This is a genomic window from Streptomyces alboflavus, from assembly GCF_000716675.1.
Classification (GTDB): domain Bacteria; phylum Actinomycetota; class Actinomycetes; order Streptomycetales; family Streptomycetaceae; genus Streptomyces; species Streptomyces alboflavus.
Genome location: NZ_JNXT01000001.1, coordinates 153,185 through 174,146, shown reverse-complemented (window position 1 = coordinate 174,146; position 20,962 = coordinate 153,185). Strand labels below are relative to the sequence as shown.

At 73.5% G+C, this 20,962-nt stretch carries 19 protein-coding genes; 6 read left to right on the top strand and 13 right to left on the bottom strand.

All coding sequences use genetic code 11. The annotated features are described in order from the left end of the window. The first annotated feature begins 269 nt into the window (after positions 1-269). Positions 270-878 (top strand): hypothetical protein, encoded by a 609-nt coding sequence (locus OO63_RS00725; protein ID WP_030356170.1) that lies wholly within the window; start codon positions 270-272, stop codon positions 876-878. A gap of 59 nt (positions 879-937) precedes the next feature. On the opposite strand, the gene OO63_RS00720 is transcribed toward OO63_RS00725, so the two are convergent. Further along, complete coding sequence (locus tag OO63_RS00720; RefSeq protein WP_030356169.1) at positions 938-1,456, bottom strand: hypothetical protein; 519 nt, start codon at positions 1,454-1,456, stop codon at positions 938-940. A gap of 79 nt (positions 1,457-1,535) precedes the next feature. On the opposite strand from OO63_RS00720, the gene OO63_RS00715 reads away from it, so the two are divergent. Then, positions 1,536-2,237, top strand: a complete 702-nt coding sequence (locus OO63_RS00715; RefSeq protein WP_030356168.1) for a 3-keto-5-aminohexanoate cleavage protein — start codon at positions 1,536-1,538, stop codon at positions 2,235-2,237. Positions 2,238-2,267: 30 nt separating this feature from the next. Here OO63_RS00715 and soxR read toward each other — a convergent pair whose 3' ends face one another. Beyond that, complete coding sequence (soxR, locus tag OO63_RS00710; RefSeq protein WP_030356167.1) at positions 2,268-2,729, bottom strand: redox-sensitive transcriptional activator SoxR; 462 nt, start codon at positions 2,727-2,729, stop codon at positions 2,268-2,270. A 95-nt stretch (positions 2,730-2,824) separates the two neighbouring features. On the opposite strand from soxR, the gene OO63_RS00705 reads away from it, so the two are divergent. Beyond that, positions 2,825-3,289 carry a MaoC family dehydratase gene (locus tag OO63_RS00705; protein ID WP_030356166.1) on the top strand — a complete coding sequence of 155 codons (465 nt, stop codon included), beginning with the start codon at positions 2,825-2,827 and terminating at the stop codon, positions 3,287-3,289. 29 nt (positions 3,290-3,318) lie between these two features. Here the strand turns inward: OO63_RS00705 and OO63_RS00700 are convergent, their stop codons facing one another. Continuing rightward, positions 3,319-3,945 (bottom strand): TetR/AcrR family transcriptional regulator, encoded by a 627-nt coding sequence (locus OO63_RS00700; protein ID WP_030356165.1) that lies wholly within the window; start codon positions 3,943-3,945, stop codon positions 3,319-3,321. An 88-nt stretch (positions 3,946-4,033) separates the two neighbouring features. Beyond that, the gene (locus OO63_RS00695; protein ID WP_030356164.1) at positions 4,034-5,185 is read right to left on the bottom strand and encodes an acyl-CoA dehydrogenase family protein; all 1,152 of its coding nucleotides are present in this window, start codon (positions 5,183-5,185) and stop codon (positions 4,034-4,036) included. A 97-nt stretch (positions 5,186-5,282) separates the two neighbouring features. Between OO63_RS00695 and OO63_RS00690 the strand changes: the two genes are divergently transcribed. Continuing rightward, positions 5,283-5,930 carry a TetR/AcrR family transcriptional regulator C-terminal domain-containing protein gene (locus OO63_RS00690; RefSeq protein ID WP_030356163.1) on the top strand — a complete coding sequence of 216 codons (648 nt, stop codon included), beginning with the start codon at positions 5,283-5,285 and terminating at the stop codon, positions 5,928-5,930. 13 nt (positions 5,931-5,943) lie between these two features. Here the strand turns inward: OO63_RS00690 and OO63_RS00685 are convergent, their stop codons facing one another. From OO63_RS00685 to OO63_RS00655, 7 genes are all read right to left on the bottom strand, one after another. Beyond that, positions 5,944-7,029: a Zn-dependent alcohol dehydrogenase gene (locus OO63_RS00685; protein WP_030356162.1), complete on the bottom strand. Its 1,086-nt coding sequence runs from the start codon at positions 7,027-7,029 to the stop codon at positions 5,944-5,946. A 43-nt stretch (positions 7,030-7,072) separates the two neighbouring features. Further along, a complete protein-coding gene (locus OO63_RS00680; RefSeq protein ID WP_030356161.1) occupies positions 7,073-8,461 on the bottom strand; it encodes an aldehyde dehydrogenase family protein in 1,389 nt (462 codons plus the stop codon). Between the two features lie 74 nt (positions 8,462-8,535). Continuing rightward, positions 8,536-9,423 carry a helix-turn-helix domain-containing protein gene (locus OO63_RS00675; protein ID WP_030356160.1) on the bottom strand — a complete coding sequence of 296 codons (888 nt, stop codon included), beginning with the start codon at positions 9,421-9,423 and terminating at the stop codon, positions 8,536-8,538. A 232-nt stretch (positions 9,424-9,655) separates the two neighbouring features. Next, positions 9,656-11,095: an MFS transporter gene (locus OO63_RS41215; RefSeq protein WP_078618726.1), complete on the bottom strand. Its 1,440-nt coding sequence runs from the start codon at positions 11,093-11,095 to the stop codon at positions 9,656-9,658. A 22-nt stretch (positions 11,096-11,117) separates the two neighbouring features. Continuing rightward, positions 11,118-12,614 (bottom strand): CitMHS family transporter, encoded by a 1,497-nt coding sequence (locus tag OO63_RS00665; protein WP_030356159.1) that lies wholly within the window; start codon positions 12,612-12,614, stop codon positions 11,118-11,120. A 135-nt stretch (positions 12,615-12,749) separates the two neighbouring features. Next, positions 12,750-15,107: a molybdopterin oxidoreductase family protein gene (locus OO63_RS00660; protein WP_030356158.1), complete on the bottom strand. Its 2,358-nt coding sequence runs from the start codon at positions 15,105-15,107 to the stop codon at positions 12,750-12,752. Between the two features lie 191 nt (positions 15,108-15,298). Beyond that, on the bottom strand, positions 15,299-15,958 hold the full coding sequence (locus OO63_RS00655) for a TetR/AcrR family transcriptional regulator (protein WP_078618724.1): 660 nt from the start codon (positions 15,956-15,958) through the stop codon (positions 15,299-15,301). Positions 15,959-16,079: 121 nt separating this feature from the next. Between OO63_RS00655 and hmgA the strand changes: the two genes are divergently transcribed. Both hmgA and OO63_RS00645 read left to right on the top strand, forming a co-directional pair. Then, on the top strand, positions 16,080-17,408 hold the full coding sequence (gene hmgA / locus OO63_RS00650) for a homogentisate 1,2-dioxygenase (RefSeq protein WP_030356156.1): 1,329 nt from the start codon (positions 16,080-16,082) through the stop codon (positions 17,406-17,408). Between the two features lie 52 nt (positions 17,409-17,460). After that, positions 17,461-18,210, top strand: coding sequence for a GntR family transcriptional regulator (locus tag OO63_RS00645; RefSeq protein WP_030356155.1), 750 nt, complete (start codon positions 17,461-17,463; stop codon positions 18,208-18,210). A 28-nt stretch (positions 18,211-18,238) separates the two neighbouring features. On the opposite strand, the gene OO63_RS00640 is transcribed toward OO63_RS00645, so the two are convergent. Next, complete coding sequence (locus OO63_RS00640) at positions 18,239-18,979, bottom strand: Crp/Fnr family transcriptional regulator (protein WP_051810397.1); 741 nt, start codon at positions 18,977-18,979, stop codon at positions 18,239-18,241. After that, on the bottom strand, positions 18,976-20,928 hold the full coding sequence (locus OO63_RS41935) for a dynamin family protein (protein ID WP_030356153.1): 1,953 nt from the start codon (positions 20,926-20,928) through the stop codon (positions 18,976-18,978). The genes OO63_RS00640 and OO63_RS41935 overlap by 4 nt, the downstream gene beginning before the upstream one ends. Between the last annotated feature and the right edge of the window lie 34 nt (positions 20,929-20,962).

The following is a 20,962-nucleotide window of genomic DNA, read 5'->3' as shown; positions in this document are numbered from 1 at the left end:
GGTTACTGTCGGGTTGCCGAACCTGAAAGATGAACAACCGTCGCCTTTTCACAACCGCCACATGGCGCGGGAGCGGCGACTCGTGCGCGACCTGGCCGGATCTTCACAGGCATCTCCGCTGACCTGCGGGGAACGCGCTGATGGGAAGCCATCGAAAATTGGATGGCACCAAAACGGGAGTCGATACGTCTACTCGATGCCCCTCGGGTCCGGGGCGACATCCTCGGCCCGGGGCGACGTCCGAGAACGTGTGACGGAGGTGCAGGGCGATGGCCGGATTCCGGAGTCTCGCGAGACAGGTGCGTGATCCGCAGAGCGATCTGGCACTGCGGCGGTACTCACTGCGCAAGTGCCTGGAGAGATTCGCCCCTTACGGTCACCGGGCGACCTGGGACCACCTGTGTTCCCGCGCCGGGTTCGGCCCCGAGGACCGCTCACCCGACCCGGCGCGGCTCGTGGCCGCGCTCGACGAACTGGAGGCGGCCCGCGCGGTGTGGCTCGCCTACGAAGAGGGCTTCGCGCGCCGCAGGCGCCGGGAGAAGCACGACGGCCTGCGCCGCCCCGGCAGCGTCGACGACTGGCACCGCTGCACCTGGGGCGGCCGTGGGGTCGCCTGGTGCGACGATCCCGGCGTGCACCCGTCCGCGCCGCTCGCCGACGTGCTGCGCAAACTCATCGACGCCCTGGAGCGAGAGCCCGGCGCCGCCTGCCCCGTGTGCGGCGACCCGGCCCTCGAATGGCGCTACGGCCTGGCGCACGAACCGTCGTCGGGCCCCGTCTGCACGAGCTGCGGCATCGTGGTCCCCGCCCCCGTCCTCTCGCCCGAGGCCGAGCGGCACGCCCGGATGCGGCACTCGCGCCCACTTGTCTCCGCGTGAGCGCGACGGAGCACGCACACGGCGGACCCCTCGCGGGCCCGCCGATCCGCTCCTGACCCTCAGGGCCTGGCGACGTCCGTGTGGATGGCCAGCTTGAACTCGGCCAGCATCAGCGGTGCGGCGAGCTTCACGTCGCCGGGGCCGCGCGCGGATATCTTCAGGCCCACCGGGGTCCCGGGGTGCACGAACATCTGCCAGGTGTACGAGCGGTACTGCCCGCCGCGGGTGGGGACGATGTCCGTGGTCGCCGTGGAGTCGTAGCCCGTCGACAGGTTCAGCGGATCGCGCACGAACCGCGCGCGGTACTCCGTCGGCCGGTTGTCCGGCTCCCAGAAGACCATCGCCGACAGCGTGCCCCACCCGTCGTGACTCGGCCATATCAGGCCCGAGCGGGCGTCGGGGAACTTCGACGGAGGGGTGAGGCCGTGCCCCGGGTCGTGCATGCGCCAGGGGTCGTACTGCTCCTCACCGGTCTCGTACGGGAAGCGCACGAGGTGGTACCCGTCGCTGTCGTAGGTGACCTTCTGGCGTCCGCTGCGCGCGGCTTCCCACTTCAACGAACAAATGACGACGCTCATCCTGCTCCCCCGTGCGGTGTTGGTGTGCGGTGCCGACGTGTGCTGTCCGCCGGTCCTGACGGCGTGCTGTGATGGCTCGATGCAGGTATGTCTGAACGGTGCCCGGGGCGCGGACGACGGCGCGGCCGTGCCACTGTCGCCCGGAGCCCTGGCGCGCTCGGCGGCCGATGCGGTCGCCGCCGGCGCACTCGATGTCCATGTACACCCCAAGTCCCCGTGCGGGGAAGACACTTTGTCGCCACGCGCGGTCGCGGCGACCCTGGACGCGCTGCGCGCCGCCGTCGCGGTGTCCGTCGGCGTGACCACCGGCGCCTGGGCCGAACCCGACCCGGCAGCGCGCGCGGCACGGGTGCGGGCGTGGACCGTGCTGCCCGACCACGCGTCCGTGAACTGGCACGAGCCGGGCGCGGAGGACGTGGCGCGGGCGCTCCTCGAACGGGGCGTCGGCGTCGAGGCGGGCATCTGGTCCGGCACCGACGGCGCCGAGCGGTTCGCGGCGTCGCCGCTCGGGCCCCGGGTCCTTCGGGTCCTCGCGGAGGTCACCGACCAGGACGCGGCGACGGCCGAGGCGTCGGCGCGGGCGCTGCTCGCGGCGATCGGCGACGCGCACGGCCGCCCGGTGCTGCTGCACGGCGAGGAGGGCGGCGCCTGGCCGGTGCTCGCGCTCGCGGGGCGGCTCGGGCTCGGGCGGCGGATCGGCCTGGAGGACACGCTGGTGCTGCCGGGCGGGGAACGGGCGGGGTCGAACGCGGAGTTGGTGGCGGCGGCGCTGGGGCGGTGAGCGGGGCGGCCCGGCCGCCGCCGGGCCGGGTCAGGAGCGGCGTTCGCCCATCAGGCGGGAGCCGACGATGCGGTTGCCGAACTCGTCGTCGGGGTTGGACAGGACGCAGTTCTCCAGGGACAGGCAGCCGCAGCCGATGCAGTCGGTGAGGTGGTCCCGCAGCCGCCCCAGCTGCTTGATGCGCTCGTCCAGCTCGGAGCGCCAGGTCTGGGACAGCGCCGCCCAGTCCTCGCGGTTGGGCGTGCGGCCCTCGGGCAGCTCCGCGAGGGCCTCGCCGATCGTGGCCAGCGGGATCCCCACGCGCTGCGCGGCCCGGATGAAGGCGACGCGGCGCAGCGTGTCGCGGTGGTAGCGGCGCTGGTTGCCCGAGGTGCGCCGGCTACTGATGAGTCCCTTGGACTCGTAGAAGTGCAGGGCGGACACTGCGGCGCCACTGCGCGCGGCGAGCTGTCCGACCGTGAGCTCGTGGACCTTCTCTGGGATCTGGGGCACTCCTCGAAGCCTACTTGCCGGTGCGTTGACAGGGGTCGGGGGCACCCCGCATGCTGAGCAAGCGCTTAGTTTACCTACGTCCGGGAGGCCGGGACATGGCAGAGCCGAGGATCTTCACGTCAGCCGATGAGCTGCGCGCCGCGGTCGGCGAGCAGCTCGGGCACAGCGACTGGCTGGCGGTCGACCAGAAGCGGATCGACCTGTTCGCGGACGCCACCGGTGACCACCAGTGGATCCACGTGGACCCGGAGCGGGCCGCGACGGGCCCGTTCGGGACGACGATCGCGCACGGCTATCTGACCCTGTCGCTGCTGCCGGTGCTCGTCCCGCAGGTGCTGCGGGTCGAGGGCATGAAGATGGGCCTCAACTACGGCACGAACAAGGTCCGTTTCCCCTCCCCCGTGCCGGTCGGCTCGCGGGTGCGCGGGACGGCGGTACTCACCTCGGTGGAGGAGACCAAGGACGGCGGGGTGCAGGTGACGGCCGCCGTCACCGTGGAGCGCGAGGACGGCGACAAGCCCGCCTGCGTGGCGGAGTCGGTGTCGCGTTACTACTTCTGAGCCGCCCCGCGGGCTCCCGGGCCGCCCCGCTACCTCTGGGCCGCCCCCACCATCCGCAGCACGAGGTCGGCGTACAGCGCGCCGACCTCGTCCGGCGTCCTGCGCCCCCCGACGTCGAACCAGCGGGCCACGTCGATGCACAGGGACAGCACGGCGAGCGTGGTGCCCGGCACGTCGGGGACGTCGAACTCGCCCGCCCGCACGCCGTCGTTGATGATCTCCCGGACGGCGGCGTCGGAGAGGCGGCGCAGGACCACGATCTCGGCGCGGTGCTCGGCGCTGAGCGCGTCGAGTTCGTACTGCACGACCCGGGCGGTGGTGTGGTGCCCGGCGTGCCAGCGGACGAAGGAGCGGACCGCGGCGGAGAGCCGGTCGGCCGCGGTGCCCTCGCCGTCGGCGGCGGCACGCAGGATGGCGAGCGCCTTGTCGTGGCCGAGCCTGCTGATGCGGTGGAGCAGCTCTTCCTTCGTCTTGTAGTGGATGTAGAGCGCGGCGGGGCTCATGCCGGCGCGGCCGGCGATGTCCCGCGTCGTCGTCGCGTGGTAGCCGCGCTCGGCGAAGGCGTCGACGGCGGCGATCAGCAGCCGCCTCGCCGCGTCGGGACTGACCTCGGCCCACGGCTGTTCCTCGCCGAGGGTCTCCTTCGCCGCACCCATGCGCGCTCCTTCCACCGTTCAGGACAGTCACCCTACCCTGAAGGTGAGCAAGCGCTTAGGCAAGTGCGCGCCGTGATGAACCGGGCGGTCAGAACGCGGACACCCCGGTCAGCGCCCGCCCGATGACCAGCTTCTGGATCTGGCTCGTGCCTTCGTAGAGGGTCATGACGCGGGCGTCGCGGAGCAGCTTGCCGACCGGGTACTCGTCGATGTAGCCGTAGCCGCCGAACACCTGGAGCGCGTTGTTCGCGGCGCGCACCGCGGCCTCCGAAGCGAACAGTTTGGCCTTGGAGGACTCGGTGGCGAACGGCTGCCCCCGGTCGACGAGGTCGGCGACCCGCCAGGTGAGGAGCCGGGCCGCGTCGACGTCCACGGCGATGTCGCTGATCAGCTCCTGCACCAACTGGTGCCGGGCGATGCTCTTGCCGAACTGCTCGCGCTCGCCCGCGTACGCCACGGCCGCGTCGAGCGCCGCCTGGGCGATCCCCACGCACCCCGCCGCCACCGACATCCGCCCCTTGGCCAGGGCCGACATCGCCACCGCGAACCCCTTGCCCTCGGGCGCGAGCATCGCGTCCGCGGGCACCCGCACGTCCTGAAGGACCAGCTCGGCGGTGGCCTGGCCGCGCAGGCCGAGCTTGCCGTGCACGGCGCGGCGGGTCAGGCCGGGGCTGTCGGCGGGCACCAGGAAGGCGGAGACGCCCTTGTGCCCGGGGGTGTCGTTGGTGCGCGCGAAGAGCAGCACGACATCGGCCCAGGTGCCGTTGGTGATGAACATCTTGGAGCCGTTCACGACGTACGCGTCCCCGTCGCGGACCGCCCGCGTGGCCAGATTTCCCGCGTCGGAACCGGTGCCGGGCTCGGTCAGGCCGAAGCACCCGACGTGAGTGCCGGACGTGAGCCCCGGCAGCCAGCGCCGCTTCTGCTCCTCGCTGCCCCAGGCCGCGACGGACTTCGCCACCAGGCCGAGCGACACCGAGACGATCCCGCGCACCGAGGAGTCGCCGCGCCCCAGCTCCTCCGTCACCAGGCAGTACGCCAGGTGGTCGCCGCCCGAGCCGCCGTACTCCTCGTCGATGGTCAGGCCGAGGAAGCCGACCTCGCCGAGCCGCCGCACGATCGACTTGTCGATGCTCTCGGCGCGGTCCCACGCGGTCACGTGCGGGGCGATCTCGCGCTCGACGAAGTCACGGGCGAGCCGCCTCGCGGCGTCCTGCTCGGCACTGAGCTCCAGGTTCATCGCGGCCACCTCACGCTCGGCTCCACCCTTCTCGGCGCTCGCCCACCACCATAAATTAGCAGTGCTAGTTTCTGCGGGCAGCCCTACTATGTGCCGCATGGCCCGACCGCGCAAGCCCCTCCTCAGCCGAGATCGCATCGTCGACGCGGCCCGCGGCCTCGTCGACGCCGAGGGCCTCGCGGCGCTCTCCACCCGCCGCCTCGCGGCCGAGCTGGGCGTCAGCGGCCCCTCCCTCTACAACCACTTCCGCACCAAGGACCAGATCCTGGAGGCGGTCGCGGACTCGGTGAGCGCGCAGGTCGACCTGTCGATGTTCGAGGACGGCAGGGACTGGCGCGCCGCGCTGCACGACTGGGCCGTCTCCTACCGCGCGGCCCTCACCCTGCACCCGAACATCGTCCCCGTCCTGGCCCGCGGCCCCGGGCGGCGCCCGGCGGGACTGCGCCTCGCCGACGCGATGTTCGGCGCGATGGTCGACGCGGGCTGGCCGCCGGCCCAGGCCACCTCGATCGGCGCGCTGATGCGGTACTTCATCATGGGCTCCGCCCTCGGCTCCTTCGCGGGCGGCTTCGTCGACGACGAGACGGCGTACGACCCCGCCGACTACCCGCACCTCGGCCAGGCCCATCTGCTCGCCGAGCACCAGGAGCTGGTGGACGAGCGGGCCTTCGAGGCGGGGCTGCGGGCCCTGCTCGACGGCCTGGAAGTCCAGTACGGCCGCCTGCCGGTGACGCGGACGGGCTGAACCTCCAGGGCCCTCAGAACACCACCAGGGCCCGGCCGCCCTTGCCAGCCACCATGTTCTCGAACGCCGCCGGGATGTCATCGAGGCCGATGCGGTCGGTCACCAGGGCGCCGAGGTCGAGGCGGCCCGCGCGGACGTGCTCGGCGAGGACGGGCAGGTCGACGGCCGGGTCGGAGTTGCCGTAGACGCAGCCGGACAGGGTGCGGCCCCAGTGGAACAGCTCCAGGGCGTTGAAGGTGACCTGCTGGTCCTTGCCGCCGATGCCGACGACCGTGGTGCGCCCGCCGCGCCGCGTCGACTCCCAGGCGGTGCGGATGGTGACGGCGCGGCCCACGCACTCCACGGCCACGTCGACGCCGTTGCCGCCGGTCAGCTTGCGGATGGCGCGGGCGGTGGTGTCGGAGGCGACCACGTAGTCGGTGGCGCCCGCGGCCCGCGCGAGGTCCTCCTTCGCCGGGGAGACGTCGACCGCCACGATCCGCCCGGCCCCGGCGATCCGGGCCGCCTGGAGCGCGGCGAGGCCCACGCCGCCCGCCCCGAAGACCGCGACGGTCTCGCCCTCGCGGACGCGGGCCGCGTGGTGCACGGCGCCGTACCCGGTCAGGACGGCGCAGCCGAGCAGGGCCGCGTCGGTCAGCGGGACGCCGTCGGGCACGGGAAGCACGCAGGCGGCGGCGACCACGGTCTCCTCCGCGAACGCGGCGACGTTCAGGCCGGGGTGCAGGTCGGTGCCGTCGGAACGGCGGGCGTACACCTCGCCCGCGCCGGTGAGCGCGTTGCCGCAGAGCCACACCTCGCCCAGGCCGCAGGCGTGACAACTGCCGCACGCGGGCGCCCAGTTCAGGACGACCCCGTCGCCCGGGGCGACATGCGTGACGCCCTCGCCCACGGACACGACGGTGCCCGCGCCCTCGTGCCCGAGCACGGCGGGCACGGGCACCCGCATCGTGCCGTCGGACAGGGACAGGTCGGAGTGGCACACCCCGGCGGCGGCGAGGCGCACCCGCACCTGGCCGGGCCCCGGTTCGGGCAGGTCGATCCCGGCGATCTCCAGGGGGGAGCCGACGGCGGGCAGGACGGCGGCGCGGACGCGGACCACGATGGCGTACTCCTAGCGGGCGAGGTGACGAGGGCGGCCGGGGTCAGAACTGGAGCGACTTGGTCTGGAGGTACTCGGCGAGGCCGTGGGCGCCGAGTTCGCGGCCGACGCCCGACTCCTTGTAACCGCCGAACGGGGCCAGCGGATTGAAGCTGCCGCCGTTGATGTCGACCTGCCCGGTGTGCAAGCGGCGGGCGAAGGCCACGGCCTCGGCGTCGTCACCGGCCCACACCGCGCCCGCGAGCCCATACACGGTGCCGTTGGCGATGGCCTCGGCGTCCGCCTCGTCCTCGTACCGCAGGATCGAGACGACGGGTCCGAAGATCTCCTCCTGGGCGATCGTCATCTCCGGCGTGACGTCGGCGAAGACCGTCGGGCGTACGTAGTAGCCCCGCTCGCGCGGGGCGTCGGCGCCGCCCGCGACCAGGCGGGCGCCCTCCTTGACGCCCTGCTCGATGTAGCCGCGCACGCGGGCGCGCTGCTTCTCGCTGACGACCGGGCCGATGCGGTCGCCGTACTTCGCGGCGGCGGCCCCGGCGAGCTCCACCGCCTCGTCGTACCGGGAGGTGTGCACCAGCATGCGGGTCCAGGCGCTGCACGTCTGGCCGGAGTTGGCCATGACGTTGGCGACGCCGACGTTCACGGCCTTCGCGAGGTCGGCGCTCGGCAGGATGACGTTGGCGGACTTGCCGCCGAGTTCGAGGGCGACGCGCTTGACGGCGGCGCCCGCGAGGGCGCCGATGCGCTTGCCGACGGCCGTGGACCCGGTGAACGACACCAGGTCGACACCGTCGTGCTCGGCGAGCGCCTGGCCCGCGACCGGGCCGAGGCCGGTGACCAGGTTGAACACGCCCGCGGGCAGGCCCGCTCCGTGCACGATCTCCGCGAAGAGGCGGGCCGTCAGCGGGGTGTCCTCGGCGGGCTTGAGCACCACCGTGCAGCCCGCGGCGAGGGCGGGGGCGACCTTCGCGACGATCTGGTGCAGCGGGTAGTTCCAGGGCGTGATGGCGCCGACCACGCCGACGGGCTCGGCGTACACCGTGGAGTTGCCGACCTTCTCCTCGAAGGCGTACGTGGCCGCGAGGTCCGCGTAGGAACCGGCGACCAGGACGGGGACGGCGGCGTGCACGGCCTCCGAGAAGCGGAGCGGGGCGCCCAGCTCGGCGGTGACCGTCTCCGCGATCTCGGCCTGGCGCGCGGCCAGGCCGTCGCGGATCGCGCCGATCAGCGCCGCGCGCTCCCGGGGCGGCGTGGCCGACCAGGCGGGGAGTGCGGCCCGGGCCGCGCGGACGGCCGCGTCGACGTCCGCGGCGGTGCCCGCGGGGACGTGGGCGATGACCTCTTCGTCGGCCGGGTTCACGACCGGGATCGTGTCCCCCGTCGCGGCGGGGCGCCAGGCGCCCCCGATGTACATCCCGTCGTGGGCCTTCATCCCATGCGGCACCATTCCCACCCATCCTCCCCGACGCGACCTGCGGCTGACGTGCGCAACCCAAACTAGCGCCGTTAGTTTTCCGCCGCCAGGCCCCTCCTCGGGAGGTCCCCCGCCGCCCCGCCGCCGGAACGCTCGGCGGGCTCCGGGGCCGTCAGGCTGCCCAGCAGCGCGAGGGCGTGCGCGGAGGGGCTGCCGGGTTCGGCCTGGTAGACGACCAGCTGCCGGCCCGGTTCGCTGTTCACGGTGAACGACTCGTACGTCAGCGTGAGGTCGCCGACCACCGGGTGGTGGAACCGCTTGGTGTCCCTGGTCTTGCGGCGGATGTCGTGCCGTGCCCACAGCTCGCGGAACGCGGCGCTCTTGAGCGACAACTCCCCCACCAGCGCCGTCAGTTCCGGGTCGTTCAGGTCGGCTCCCGCCCCCTCGCGCAGCGCGGCCACCGTGTTCACGGCGACCCGGTCCCAGTCCGGGTAGAAGTCCGGGGCGCCCGGGTCGAGGAACACGAACCGCACCAGGTCCCCGCTGTAGGTGTGCCCCGCGAACAGGGCCCCGCCGAGCGGATTGTGCGCGAGCACCCGCAGACAGTGGTCCAGGACCACGGCCGGGGTCCCGGCCCAGCTGTCCAGCATCCGCGCGAGCCCCGCCCCCACCTTCCTGCCCCGCCCCGCCCGCCGCCCGCCCGCGCCGGTCCCCGCGAGCCGGTGCAGATGGACGACCGCGTCCCCCTCGAGCAGCAACGCCCCGGCCAGCGCCTCGAGCACCTGCGCGGAGGGATTCCGCTCCCTCCCCTGCTCGAGCCGTACGTAGTAGTCCGTACTCAACCCCGCCAGCATCGCCACCTCCTCCCGCCTGAGCCCCGGCACCCGCCGCCGCAGGCCGCCCGGCATCCCGACGTCCGCGGGCCCCACCCGCGCACGCCGGGCCCGAAGGAACTGCCCGAGGAGGTTGTCGCTGTCCATGGGGCCGACGGTAGCGCCGGGGGCGTGGGGGTGGGTGGGTGCGGGACTCCCAGGCGACGGAGCCTGTCCGACGCTGAAGTGCCGACGACTCCGGCGAAGGCCCGGCGGGGCCACGCCGTCCACGGCGAAGTGCCGACCACTCCGGCCAGGCCGGGAAATGGGCGGGCGGGTGGGAGAAAGCCCGTCCGGCGCTTGAGGACGAGCGCGGAGCGCGATCGGGGGCGCCCCCGTCTCACCGGGCCTGACGGTCCGGTCCAGGAACCCCGGCCGGGCCCACCCCGGGTCCGACCCGAGGCCCAGGCCCCCCGGGCCCACGCCCAGAAGCCCGGCGCAGCCCCAGCACGGCGGCCCCCAGCAACAGCACCCCCAGCATCACAAAGGGCGCCCCCACCCCCGCCACCCCGGCGATCCCCCCGGCCCCGGCGGGCGCGGCCACCTGCCCGAGCCGGTTCCCGGTCAGCCGCAAGGCCAACGCGGTGGACCGCGCCTCCGCGGGCGCGGCCTGGACGACGGTCGTCATCGACAGGGGCTGCCCGACCCCGAGGCAGAACCCGAGCAGCACGAGCATGAGCCCGAGCGCCCACACGGGCACGGGCACGGCGATCCCGGCGCACAGCACCGCGCCGAGCAGACAGGTCACGGCGATGAGCGCCCGCCGCCCGAGGACCCGCAGCAGCGGCGTCATCACGAGCCGGCAGGCGATCGTGGCCCCCGCCCGCAGGCTGAGCAGGATCCCCACGGTCGCGGGAGAGATGCCCCGGTGCTCGCCGACGACCGGCAGATACGCGGTGAGGATGTCCGTCGCGGACAGCACGGCGAGGCTGATGAAGATCCCGGCGGGTACGCCTCGGGTGCGCAGGATGCCGCCCACGGGGACCTTGTCCGGGGGTGGGGTGGGGCGCGGGCGCGTTGTCCCTCGTGGGGCGCCCCAGGCCCGCCCCTTCCCGAACCACGGGGGCTTCGCCCCCTTGGGATCCCCCTTTTCGGCGCTTCGCGCCTCGTCCTCAATCTCCCCCAAGCTCTTAAAGAGCAGGGAGGGACCCCCTCGACGGGCTTGAAGGTGCTCGATGCGCCACAGCGATGCACACGCCGTCACCGCCACCCCCGCCGAAACGACGAGGGCTAGCGCGCTGCTGCTCCCCATGTCACCGCCGATGACCGCGCCCGCGGCGAGCGGTCCGACGAGCTGTCCCAGGGACGCGCCGATCGTGAAGTGGCCGAAGTTCCGGTCCTGTTCGGCGGGCGCCGACTGGCGGGCCACGATCGACTGGGCGCCGATGACGAAGCAGAGGTGGCCGAGCCCCATGACCCCGCTCCACGCGGCGAGCGCGGCGAGGGACGAGGCCGTGCCGCTGAGCGCGCACCCGCCCGCGATGAGCGCGACACCGAAGGGCAGCAGCGGCGCGCAGCGCCCGTCGTCGGTGCGGCGGCCGAGCGGCACGGCGGCGAAGAGCGGGAGCAGCGCGTACACGCCCGCGATGACGCCGATGGCGCGTTCGTCGGCGCCGAGGGACAGGGCCCGGTAGGAGACGGCGGGCCGCGCCATCGACACCGCCCCCTGCGCGAAGGCGAAGGCGATGACGAGGCGCAGCAGCCAGCCCCTGCCGGGCGGCACCGGGCCCGGGCCCGGTGCCTGCGGGCCCTTGCCGCGCGGACGCCCGTACGACCGCATCAGCGGACCCCGTACCGAGGCATCAGATGATGCCGAAGAGGATTCCGGCGCCGAGCACCACCAGCGAGGTCAGCACGGCCCACTTGACGGTGAACCGGGTGTGGTCGCCGAACTCGACCTTCGCCATGCCCACGAGGACGTACACGGCGGGCACCAGCGGGCTCGACATGTGCAGGGCCTGGCCCGCGATGGAGGCGCGGGCGATCTCCAGGTGGGAGACGCCGTGCGCCTGGCCCGCCTCGGCGAGCACGGGAAGGACGCCGAAGTAGAAGCCGTCGTTGGACATGAAGTAGGTGAGCGGGATCGACAACAGGCCGGTGACCAGGCCCATTTGCCCGCCCATGCCGTCGGGGATGGTGGAGACGAGCCAGTCGGCCATGGAGTCGACCATGCCGGTGCCGGTGAGGACGCCGGTGAAGACGGCGGCGGCGAAGACCATGCCGGTCACGTTGAGCACGTTCTCGGCGTGGGCGGCGATGCGGGCCTTCTGGTCGGGCATGTGCGGGAAGTTGACCGTGAGGGCGAGGGCCGCGCCGAGCAGGAACAGGACGGGGATCGGCAGCCACTCCATGATCATGGCGGTGAGGAGCAGGACCGTCAGGCCCGCGTTGAACCAGTAGAGCTTGGGGCGCAGGGTGGGGCGGTCGGGGTCGAGCCCCTGGAAGCCGTCGTCGTCATCGGCGTCGGCGTCCGCGTCGGCCGGACCGGACGCGTCGGCCTTGCCGACGGCGTCGGCACCCGCCCCGCCGCCCAGGGCGACCGCACCGGAGGAGCCCGAACCGGCCCCGGCGGAGCCGCCCTTGTCGAAGCTGACGCGCCCGCCGTCCTCCGCCTCGCCGCCCGCGGCGACGAGCACCGGCTCCCCGGCCCGCGTCTCGCTCTCCAGGACCTCGTCGAGCGAGAGCACCCCGAGCCGCCTGCGCTCCCGCAGGCCGAGAACGTACGACAGGATGAAGACGGCGAGCAATCCGCAGGCGAGTGCCGGGATCATGGGGACGAAGATGTCGGCGGCGTCGACCTTCAGTGCGGTGGCCGCGCGGGCCGTGGGGCCGCCCCAAGGCAGCGTGTTCATCACGCCGTTGGCGGTGGCGGCGACACCCGTCATCACGACGAGGCTCATCTTCAGCCGCTTGTAGAGCGGATACATCGCCGAGACCGTGATCATGAAGGTGGTGGAGCCGTCGCCGTCGAGGGAGACGATCGCGGCGAGCACGGCGGTGCCGACCACGATCCGCATCGGGTCCGCCTTGCAGAAGCGCAGGATCCCGCGGACGATCGGGTCGAACAGGCCCACGTCGATCATGACGCCGAAGTACACGATGGCGAACATGAGCATCGCGGCCGTGGGGGCCAGGTTGCCCACACCGTCGAGGACGTAGTCCCCGAGATGGGCGCCCTTTCCTACGAAGACGCAGAACAGCGCGGGGATGAGCACCAGTGCCGCGATCGGCGACATCTTCTTCATCATGATCAGCACCAGGAAGGTGGCGATCATGACGAATCCGAGGATTGTCAGCATGGGGGCTACCTATCGTTCACCATCGAACTACCACCAGGTCTGGCGGTTCGGATGACCGTAGGACCGGCTCTCCAGCGTTAACAAGACGTTGACATGCGAGCAATAAGCGCAAAACTCCAGGTCAGCGGGTTTCTGCTACGACGGCGTGGCGGGCAGCGGGGCGAGGGTGACCCGGAAGCCGTTGAGCACGGCGGTGCCGGAGAGCGGGTCGAGGAGGGTGCCGTCCAGGAGCTGGTTGACGTTGGCCCCCGGGTCGGCTGCGGCCACGCTCAGCCGGGTGCCGGGCCGGTCGTGGCCCCAGCCGTGCGGCAGGCTCACGACGCCGGGGCGCACCGCGTCGGTGACCTCGACGGGCACGGCGATCTCGCCGCCGGCGGCGGTGACGCGGGCCTGCCCGCCGTCTTCGAGGCCCGCGCGGACGGCGTCGTCGGGATGGACGTGCAGGGTGCAGCGGTTGGTGCCGCCCACGAGGGCGGGGACGTTGTGCATCCAGCTGTTGTTGGAGCGCAGATGGCGGCGACCGACCAGGACGAGTCCGGCCGGGGACCCGTCCGGGGTGCGGGACTCGTCCAGGGCGCGGGCGAGGCGCGGCAGGTCGTCGGCGATCGGCCCCGGAAGGAGTTCGACGCGTCCGCTGCGGGTCTTCAGGACCTCGGGGAGGCGGGGCCGAAGAGGGCCGAGGTCGATGCCGTGGGGGTGGTCGAGGAGGCGCTGGAGGCTGAGGCCTTCCGGGTCGGCGCCGAAGCCGTCGCCGTACGGGCCGAGGCGCAGCATCAGGTCCAGGCGCCGCTCGGGCCCGCTCTCGCCGGTGAGCCGGCCGGCCAGTTCCTTGGGGTCCTGGCCGTGCACGGGTGTGTGCGGATCGGCGACGGCCTTGCCGAGGGTGCGGTCGACGGCGAGGGTGTCGACGGCGGCCGGATCGGCACCATGCATGCCGATCGCGGCGAGCACGAGGCGTGCCAGGATCTCCGACTCCGCCATCCGGCCCGCCTCCAGGGGGACGGCGGCGCGGTTGTAGCGGACCTGGTTGCGCACGGCGAGCGCGTTGAGGGCGAAGTCGAAGTGGGGGCTCTGCGAAGGCGGGGGCGGCGGCAGGACGACGTGCGCGTGGCGTGAGGTCTCGTTCAGGTACGGGTCGACGCTGACCATGAAGTCCAGTGACTCCAGGGCCTTGTCGAGGCGGTCGCCGTCGGGGGCGGAGAGGACGGGGTTGGCGGCGATGCAGATGAGGGCGCGCAGGGGGCTCTCGCCCAGGCCGCCGTCCACGGGACCGCCGCCCGCGCCGCCACCCAGGGAGCCGCCGCCGTCCCGGGCGCCGTCCGCCGAGTCGCGCCCCGCGCCGACCCCGCGCACAGGCGTGTCGATCTCCGCCGCGAGCGCGGCGATCGGCAGCTCCCCCTTCGCCTCCGGGTGCCCGTCCGCGCGGCTGCGCCAGCGCCCCAGCGCGAAGCCCTTGCCGGGTCCGGCCGGGCGCCGGGCCCGGTCCGTGGCGGAGAGCGGGAACATGGCGCCGCCGGGCCGGTCGAGGTTGCCGGTGAGGACGTTCAGGACGTCGACGAGCCAGCAGGTGAGGGTGCCGAGGGCCACAGTGCTCGCGCCGACGCGGCCGTAGACGGCGGCCGTGGGCGCGCCCGCAAGATCGTGGGCGAGGTCCCGGATGGTGGCGGCCGGCACGTCGCAGGCGTCGGCGACGGCTTCGGGCGTGAAGTCCCGTACGGCGTCGGCGACTTGCTCGACCCCCACGACCTGCCCGTCGAGCGCCCCCGGCGCGACCAGGCCGTCCGCGAACAGGACCTGCGCCATCGCGGCGAGCAGCAGCGCGTCCGTGCCGGGCCGGATCGCCACGTGCCGGTCGGCCAGCTTCGCGGTGCGGGTGCGGCGCGGGTCGACCACGGTGAGCCTGCCGCCCCGGGCGCGCAGCGCCTTGAGCCTGCCGGGGAAGTCGGGCGCGGTGCACAGGCTGCCGTTGGAGTCCAGCGGGTTGGCGCCGAGCATCAGGAGGTGGTCCGTGCGGTCCAGGTCGGGCACGGGGATGGCGAGGGCGTCGCCGAAGAGCAGTCCGCTGGAGACGTGCTTGGGCATCTGGTCGAGGGTGCTTGCCGTGAACAGGCTGCGGGTGCCGAGGCCCGCGAGCAGCAGCGGGGGGTAGAGGGCGCCGGCCACGGTGTGCACGTTCGGGTTGCCGAGCACGACGCCGACCGCGTGCGGCCCGTACCGCTCGACCAGCGGCCGGATGCCCGCGGCGACGGCGTCGAAGGCCTCCTCCCAACTCGCCTCCACGAGCTGCCCCTCCCGGCGTACGAGGGGTCGCCGCAGCCGGTCCGGGTCGCTGTCGGCCGCGCCGAAGGAGGCGCCCTTGGGGCAGATGAAGCCGCGACTGAACACGTCGTCCTTGTCCCCGCGCGCGCCGGCCACTTCGGTTCCCTCGATGGTGAGGGTGAGGCCGCAGGTGGCTTCGCAGAGGGGGCAGACGCGCAGGGCGGTGCGGGGCATGGGTCCTCCAGAACGGCCGGGGCTGCGGCCGTGGCGGCTTCGGCGCACGGACGAGGCGAGCATACCGACCGGTATGCATGGTGGCGAGGGTCATGGCCGGGTCCGGCACCCTCACCCGGGCCCAGCACCCCGGCTCACCCCTAGACCTCCGCCGCCCCGCCCGGCCCACGATCCCCGCCGACCCGCCCCGCTCAGTCCAACACCCCCGCCAGATAGGCCCGCAGCAGCGCCCGCGCCTCCCCCACGATCGCCTCGTCCCCGGCCGGGTCCACCCGGAAGGCGAGGCGGATCAGGGCGTCGGCGGTCTCGACGGCGACCAGGAAGGCGCGGCGCAGGGCGGGGTCGGGGGCGCGCCCGATGTGATCGGAGAGCAGCGCCGCGAGGTGGTCGGCGACACGGTGGTTGGGGGCGGCGCCGGGGTCGCCGACGGGGATCTGGGTGCCGAAGTCGACGAGGGCGAAGCCGGGGGCGGTGCGCTTCATGGCGAGGTACTCGTCGAGGAGCGCGTCGAGGGCGGCGCGCCAGTCGCCCTGCGCGACCGGCACCAGGCGCCGGGTGACCCGTTCGGCGTAGCGCTCCAGGTTGCGGTGGGCGAGGGCGTCGACGAGGGCCCGTTTGTTGCCGAAGAAGCGGTAGACGGAGCCGATGGGGACGCCCGCGCGTTCGGCGACGGACCGGGTGGTCAGGGCCTCGTAGCCGGTCTCGTCGAGGAGGTCGGCGCAGGCGTCGAGGATGCGGGTGAGGCGCTCGGCGCTGCGGCGCTGGACGGGGGCGCGGCGCAGGGCGGCGGGGGCGGGCGGGGACTCGGCGGCGGGGGCGGGCGAGGGCTCGAAGGCGCTGCGGTCCTGCATCCCGGGAGAGTAGAGCACTGTTCACATTTCATGGATCCTCTTGCGCTGGGAAATCGCGAATCCTACGGTGTTCCATAGGAATCAGGTCGGGATCACCGGCCGGAAAGCCGAGGGAGCTGTGATGAGCGGGGACGACCCGAGGGACCACGCACGCAAGACCGCCGAGGGGCTGGGCTACCTCAGCGGCTTCGGCAACGAACACAGCTCGGAAGCCGTGCCCGGCGCCCTGCCGCACGGCCGCAACTCGCCCCAGCGCGCCCCCCTCGGCCTGTACGCGGAGCAGCTCAGCGGCACCGCGTTCACCGAGCCGCGCGCCCACAACCGCCGCTCCTGGCTGTACCGCATCCGTCCCTCGGCCGCGCACCCGGCGTTCACGCGCGTCGACAACGGCGCGATTCGCACCGCACCCTTCACGGAGTCCGTCCCCGACCCCAACCGGCTGCGCTGGAACCCGCTGCCGGAGCCCGCGCCCGGCACGGACTGGCTCGCGGGCCTGTGGACCCTCGGCGGCAACGGCGACGCGACGCAGCGCACGGGCATGGCGGTGCACCTGTACCACGCCAACTCCTCCATGACGGACCGGGTGTTCAGCGACGCCGACGGCGAGCTGCTCATCGTCCCCGAGCACGGCGGCCTGCTCCTGCGCACCGAGTTCGGCCTGCTGCACGCCGAGCCCGGCCACGTCGCCCTGATCCCGCGCGGCGTCCGCTTCCGCGTGGAGCTGCTCGACGAGAGCGCCCGCGGGTACGTGTGCGAGAACTACGGAGCGCCCTTCCAGCTCCCCGACCTCGGCCCGATCGGCGCCAACGGCCTCGCGAACGCACGGGACTTCAAGGCCCCGGTCGCGGCGTACGAGGACGCCGACGGCCCCGTCGAGGTGGTCAACAAGTTCTGCGGCAACCTGTGGGCCGCGACCTACGACCACTCCCCCCTCGACGTCGTCGCCTGGCACGGCAACCACGTCCCGTACGTGTACGACCTGCGCCGCTTCAACGTCATCGGCACCATCTCGTACGACCACCCGGACCCGTCGATCTTCACGGTGCTCACCTCCCCGTCGGACACCCCGGGCCTCGCGGGCGTCGACTTCGTGGTGTTCGCGCCGCGCTGGCTGGTCGGCGAGGACACCTTCCGGCCGCCGTACTTCCACCGGAACGTGATGAGCGAGTACATGGGCCTGATCGAGGGCGCGTACGACGCCAAGGCGGAGGGCTTCGTGCCGGGCGGCGGCTCGCTGCACAACATGATGTCCGCGCACGGACCCGACCACGAGACCTTCGAGAAGGCGAGCGCCGCCGAGCTGAAGCCGCAGCGCATCGACGACGGCCTCGCCTTCATGTTCGAGACCCGCTGGCCGGTCACCGCCACCGAGCAGGCGGCGACGGCCGGACACCTGCAGCGCGGCTATGACGACGTGTGGCAGGGTCTGGAGCGTCATTTCCGGCCGTAGTGGCATCACTTCCGGCCGCTGCCCGCGTCGCCACCGGAGTACGGAGTTCCACGTGACCGCTTTCGCCCCGGACTCGATCGTCCTGAACCGAAAGCTTCCGCTCTGGTATCAGGTGTCGCAGTCACTGCGCGCCTCGATACTCGGCCGGGCGCCCGACGCCCCGCTGCGCCTGCCCACCGAGGAGCAGCTCGCGGGGCACTACGGCGTCAGCGTGCTCACCATGCGCCAGGCCCTCAAGGAGCTGGAGGACGAGGGCCTGATCAGCAGGCACCGGCGGCGCGGCACGTTCATCGAGCCCGGGGTGCAGCGCGGTTCGCCGGTGCGGCTCCTCGGCTCGGTGGACGCGATCGTGGCCCAGCAGTCCGGCATGGACACCAAGCTCCTGTCCCAGGGGCAGGAGCCGGTGCCCGCCGAACTCGCCGAGTACTTCCCGGATGTGGACCGCGTCGCCACGTACCACCGCCTGCGCAGCGACACCAAGACCGGCGAGCCGACCAACCACGCCCGCAACCACATCCGCCCCGACCTCGCCGACCGCGTCGACCCCGCCGACCTGGAGCGGTGGCCGATGACGAAGGTCCTGCGGGACGTGGTGGGCGTGGCGATCTCCCGCATCACCGACACCGTGGAGGCCACCCTCGCCGACCCCGAGACGGCCCGCCTCCTCCAAGTGCCGCTGCTCAGCCCGATCCTGCACTACACGGGGATCACGTACGACGACCAGGGGCGGGCCCTGGACGTGGCGCGGATCCACTATCGCGGGGACCGGTTCTCGTTCACGGTCACGCTGGACGCGACCTGAGAGGGGCCGCACGGCCGGACGGCGACGGCTAGCCCGGCGGCGGCAGGCCGCACAGCTCCGTCAGGCGGTCCGGGTCCCGGACCACCAGCCTGCGGTAGCCCGTGCTGAGGACGTCCGCGGCGCGCAACTCCGCGAGCAGGCGTTCCGCCGTGGACACCGCGACGCCCGCCAGGCTGCCCAACGAGCGCTGGCTGAGCGAGATCTCCAGCAGAATCGTCCCGTCGCGCTGCCGTCGTCCGTACTCGGCCACCAGCTCGAAGAGCACCCGGGCCAGGCGGCGGCGCGCGTCGCAGCCGCTGGTCTCGATCCGGCGCCGCGTCGCCGACCGCAGCTTGCGCACCAGGCTGCGCAGCACCTGGAGCTGCGCCGCGGGGTGCGCGTGCAGATAGGCGATGAAGGTGCCCGGGGAGATGCGCAGGGCCGTGACCGGTCCCGCCGCGACGACGTCGGCGGTGCGGCCCTCCCCGTCGAGGACGGCCATCTCACCGACCAGTTCCCCCGCGGGGCGGATCGCGAGCAGCGCCGGTTCGCCGTCCCCGGTCGCGCCGGTGACCACCACGACGCCGTCGATCAGGACGAACACCGCGTCGCCGACGCCGCCCGCGATCATCAACGCGTCCTGGTCCGCGTAGTGGCGCCGGGTGCCGAGGCGCAGCAGCGCGTCGCGGTCGACGGCGTCGAGGGTGTCGAGCAGACTCCCCGCCGCCCACCCGGGCCCCGTGCCCGGCGGGCGCCGCGCCGACCGCGGCTCGCCCGTGGCGCCGCTCACCCCGACCCTGGCCGCGGCCCGGCGCCGAGGCCCACGACGCGCTCGCGTAGCGCACGGGAGCGGCGCCGCACCCCGTCGACCTCCGCCAGCCTGCGCCGGACCACGGGCAGGCGTTCGGCGCGTTCCCTGGCGGTGCCGCGCCGGGTCTCCTGGAGGCGTCGTACGGACTCGGCGAGGACGTCGGCCTGGGCGTTCAACTGGTCCTCCAGGGCGCGGGCGAGCGCCCGTGAGCAGTCCCTGAGCTGCCCGCCGAAGTCCTGGTCCACCTGGCGGCGGCCGGATTCCAGCATGGGGAGGACCCGCTCCCTGAGCCGGGCGACGAGCTGCCGCCCACGCCGGTCCTCCTCCTCGGCCCGCGCCTGCTGCCTGCCGCCGAACCAGCCCGCGATATGGCCGAGCACGCCCCCGATGATCGCGCCCACGGCGGTGCCGATGACCGGCACGACACTGCCGATGGCGGCTCCCGCGAGCAGCCCCATGCCGCCGCCCGCCTCACCGCCGGCCCAGGCCATCCGGGCGCGCCACCAGCCCCGGGTGCCGCCCTGCTCGTCGGCGGTGAGCTCGGCCGCCGAGGTCTTCGGCACGGTGAGGGAGGACCCGGCCACCTGCGCGGTCAGGGGCACCGCCGCCGTCCGGCTGTAGCGCTCGGCGACCTCGGTGACCGCCGACTCCAGGTCCCTGTGGGCGCGTTCGGCGGCCTCGACCAGGGCGAGGGTGGCCCGGCGGACCAGGCTCTCGGGGTCCTTGAGTGCCTCCTCGCTCTCGCAGCCGCGCCGGAAGGCGTCGCGGGCCGCGTCGATGGCGGCGCCGAGCCGCTTGCGCACGGGGCGTGCGCTCTGTTCCAGGTCGTCCTGCAGGTCGCGCCGCCAGCGGCTGCCGCCGGCGCGCAGTGCCGTCAGCGCCTCCTGGGTCTCCTGGATCTCCGTCTCGACGGCGAGCAGCGCCTCGCCGCTCTGCAGCGCCGCCGCCTCGTTGACCAGCGGCGCCGCGTATTCGTCGAGGGCTTCGTCGAGCCGGTCGAGCGCGATGTGCAGCGCGGCGCTCCCGCAGGTGTCGGCGAGCCCGCCCCACAGCGCCTTCTCCAGCTCGGGGAAGCCCGACTCGGCCGCCAGGTCTGGGTCCTCGTCCTCGACCGCGTCCCAGTGCCGCAGCGCCGACACGCCCACCACGACCAGGTCGTCCGGGGGCACCTCGCCGAGGCCCGCGACGCGTTCGCGCGCCCGCGCGACCACCGGGGCCGCGTCGACGACCTTGTCCACCATCGTGATGGCGGTGACGATCACCGGGCAGTTCGCGAGAGCGTGGCGCAGGAAGTCGAGCTCCACGGTGCCGAGCGGCTCGACGGCCGACCCCACGAAGAGAACCGCGTCGGCGCGGGGCAGGAACGCGCGGGTGGCCGCGGTGTGCGCCGGGTTGATGCTGCCGACGCCGGGGGTGTCGACCAGGACGAGCCCGGACTCCAGTGGTCCGAACGGGGCCTCCATCTCGATGCGTTCGACGCCCTTGGCGTTGCGCGGGTTGCCCTGTTCGGTGACGTACCCGCTCACCTCGCCGAGCGGGACCTCGAAGGGTTCGGGGCGCTCGCCGGGCCGCTGCGGGTCGGCCAGCGGCCACACCACCGCGCGCTCGGCCGGGCCCCAGCGCAGCGTGGCGACCACCGCCGTGGTGACGTCGACGTCCACGGGGAACAGCCGGCGGCGGCGCACCAGCGCGTTGAGGAGGCTCGACTTGCCGCGGCGGAACTCGCCGCAGACCACGACGAAGAACTGCTCCGACGCGAGCCGGTCCCGGCTCTCGGCGAGGACGCGGCGCCTGGTGGGGGCGCCCTCGTCGTCGAAGAGGCCGAGCACGGCGGGGAAGAACGCGAGGATGTCCTCGCGCACGCGGTCGAGTTCGGTTCGTACGGTGTCGCCCGGGGTCCCGGGCGCGGCGCCAGAGGTGTTCGACATGGTTGCCTCTCCCCTTTCCTGTCCTCTGCTTTCC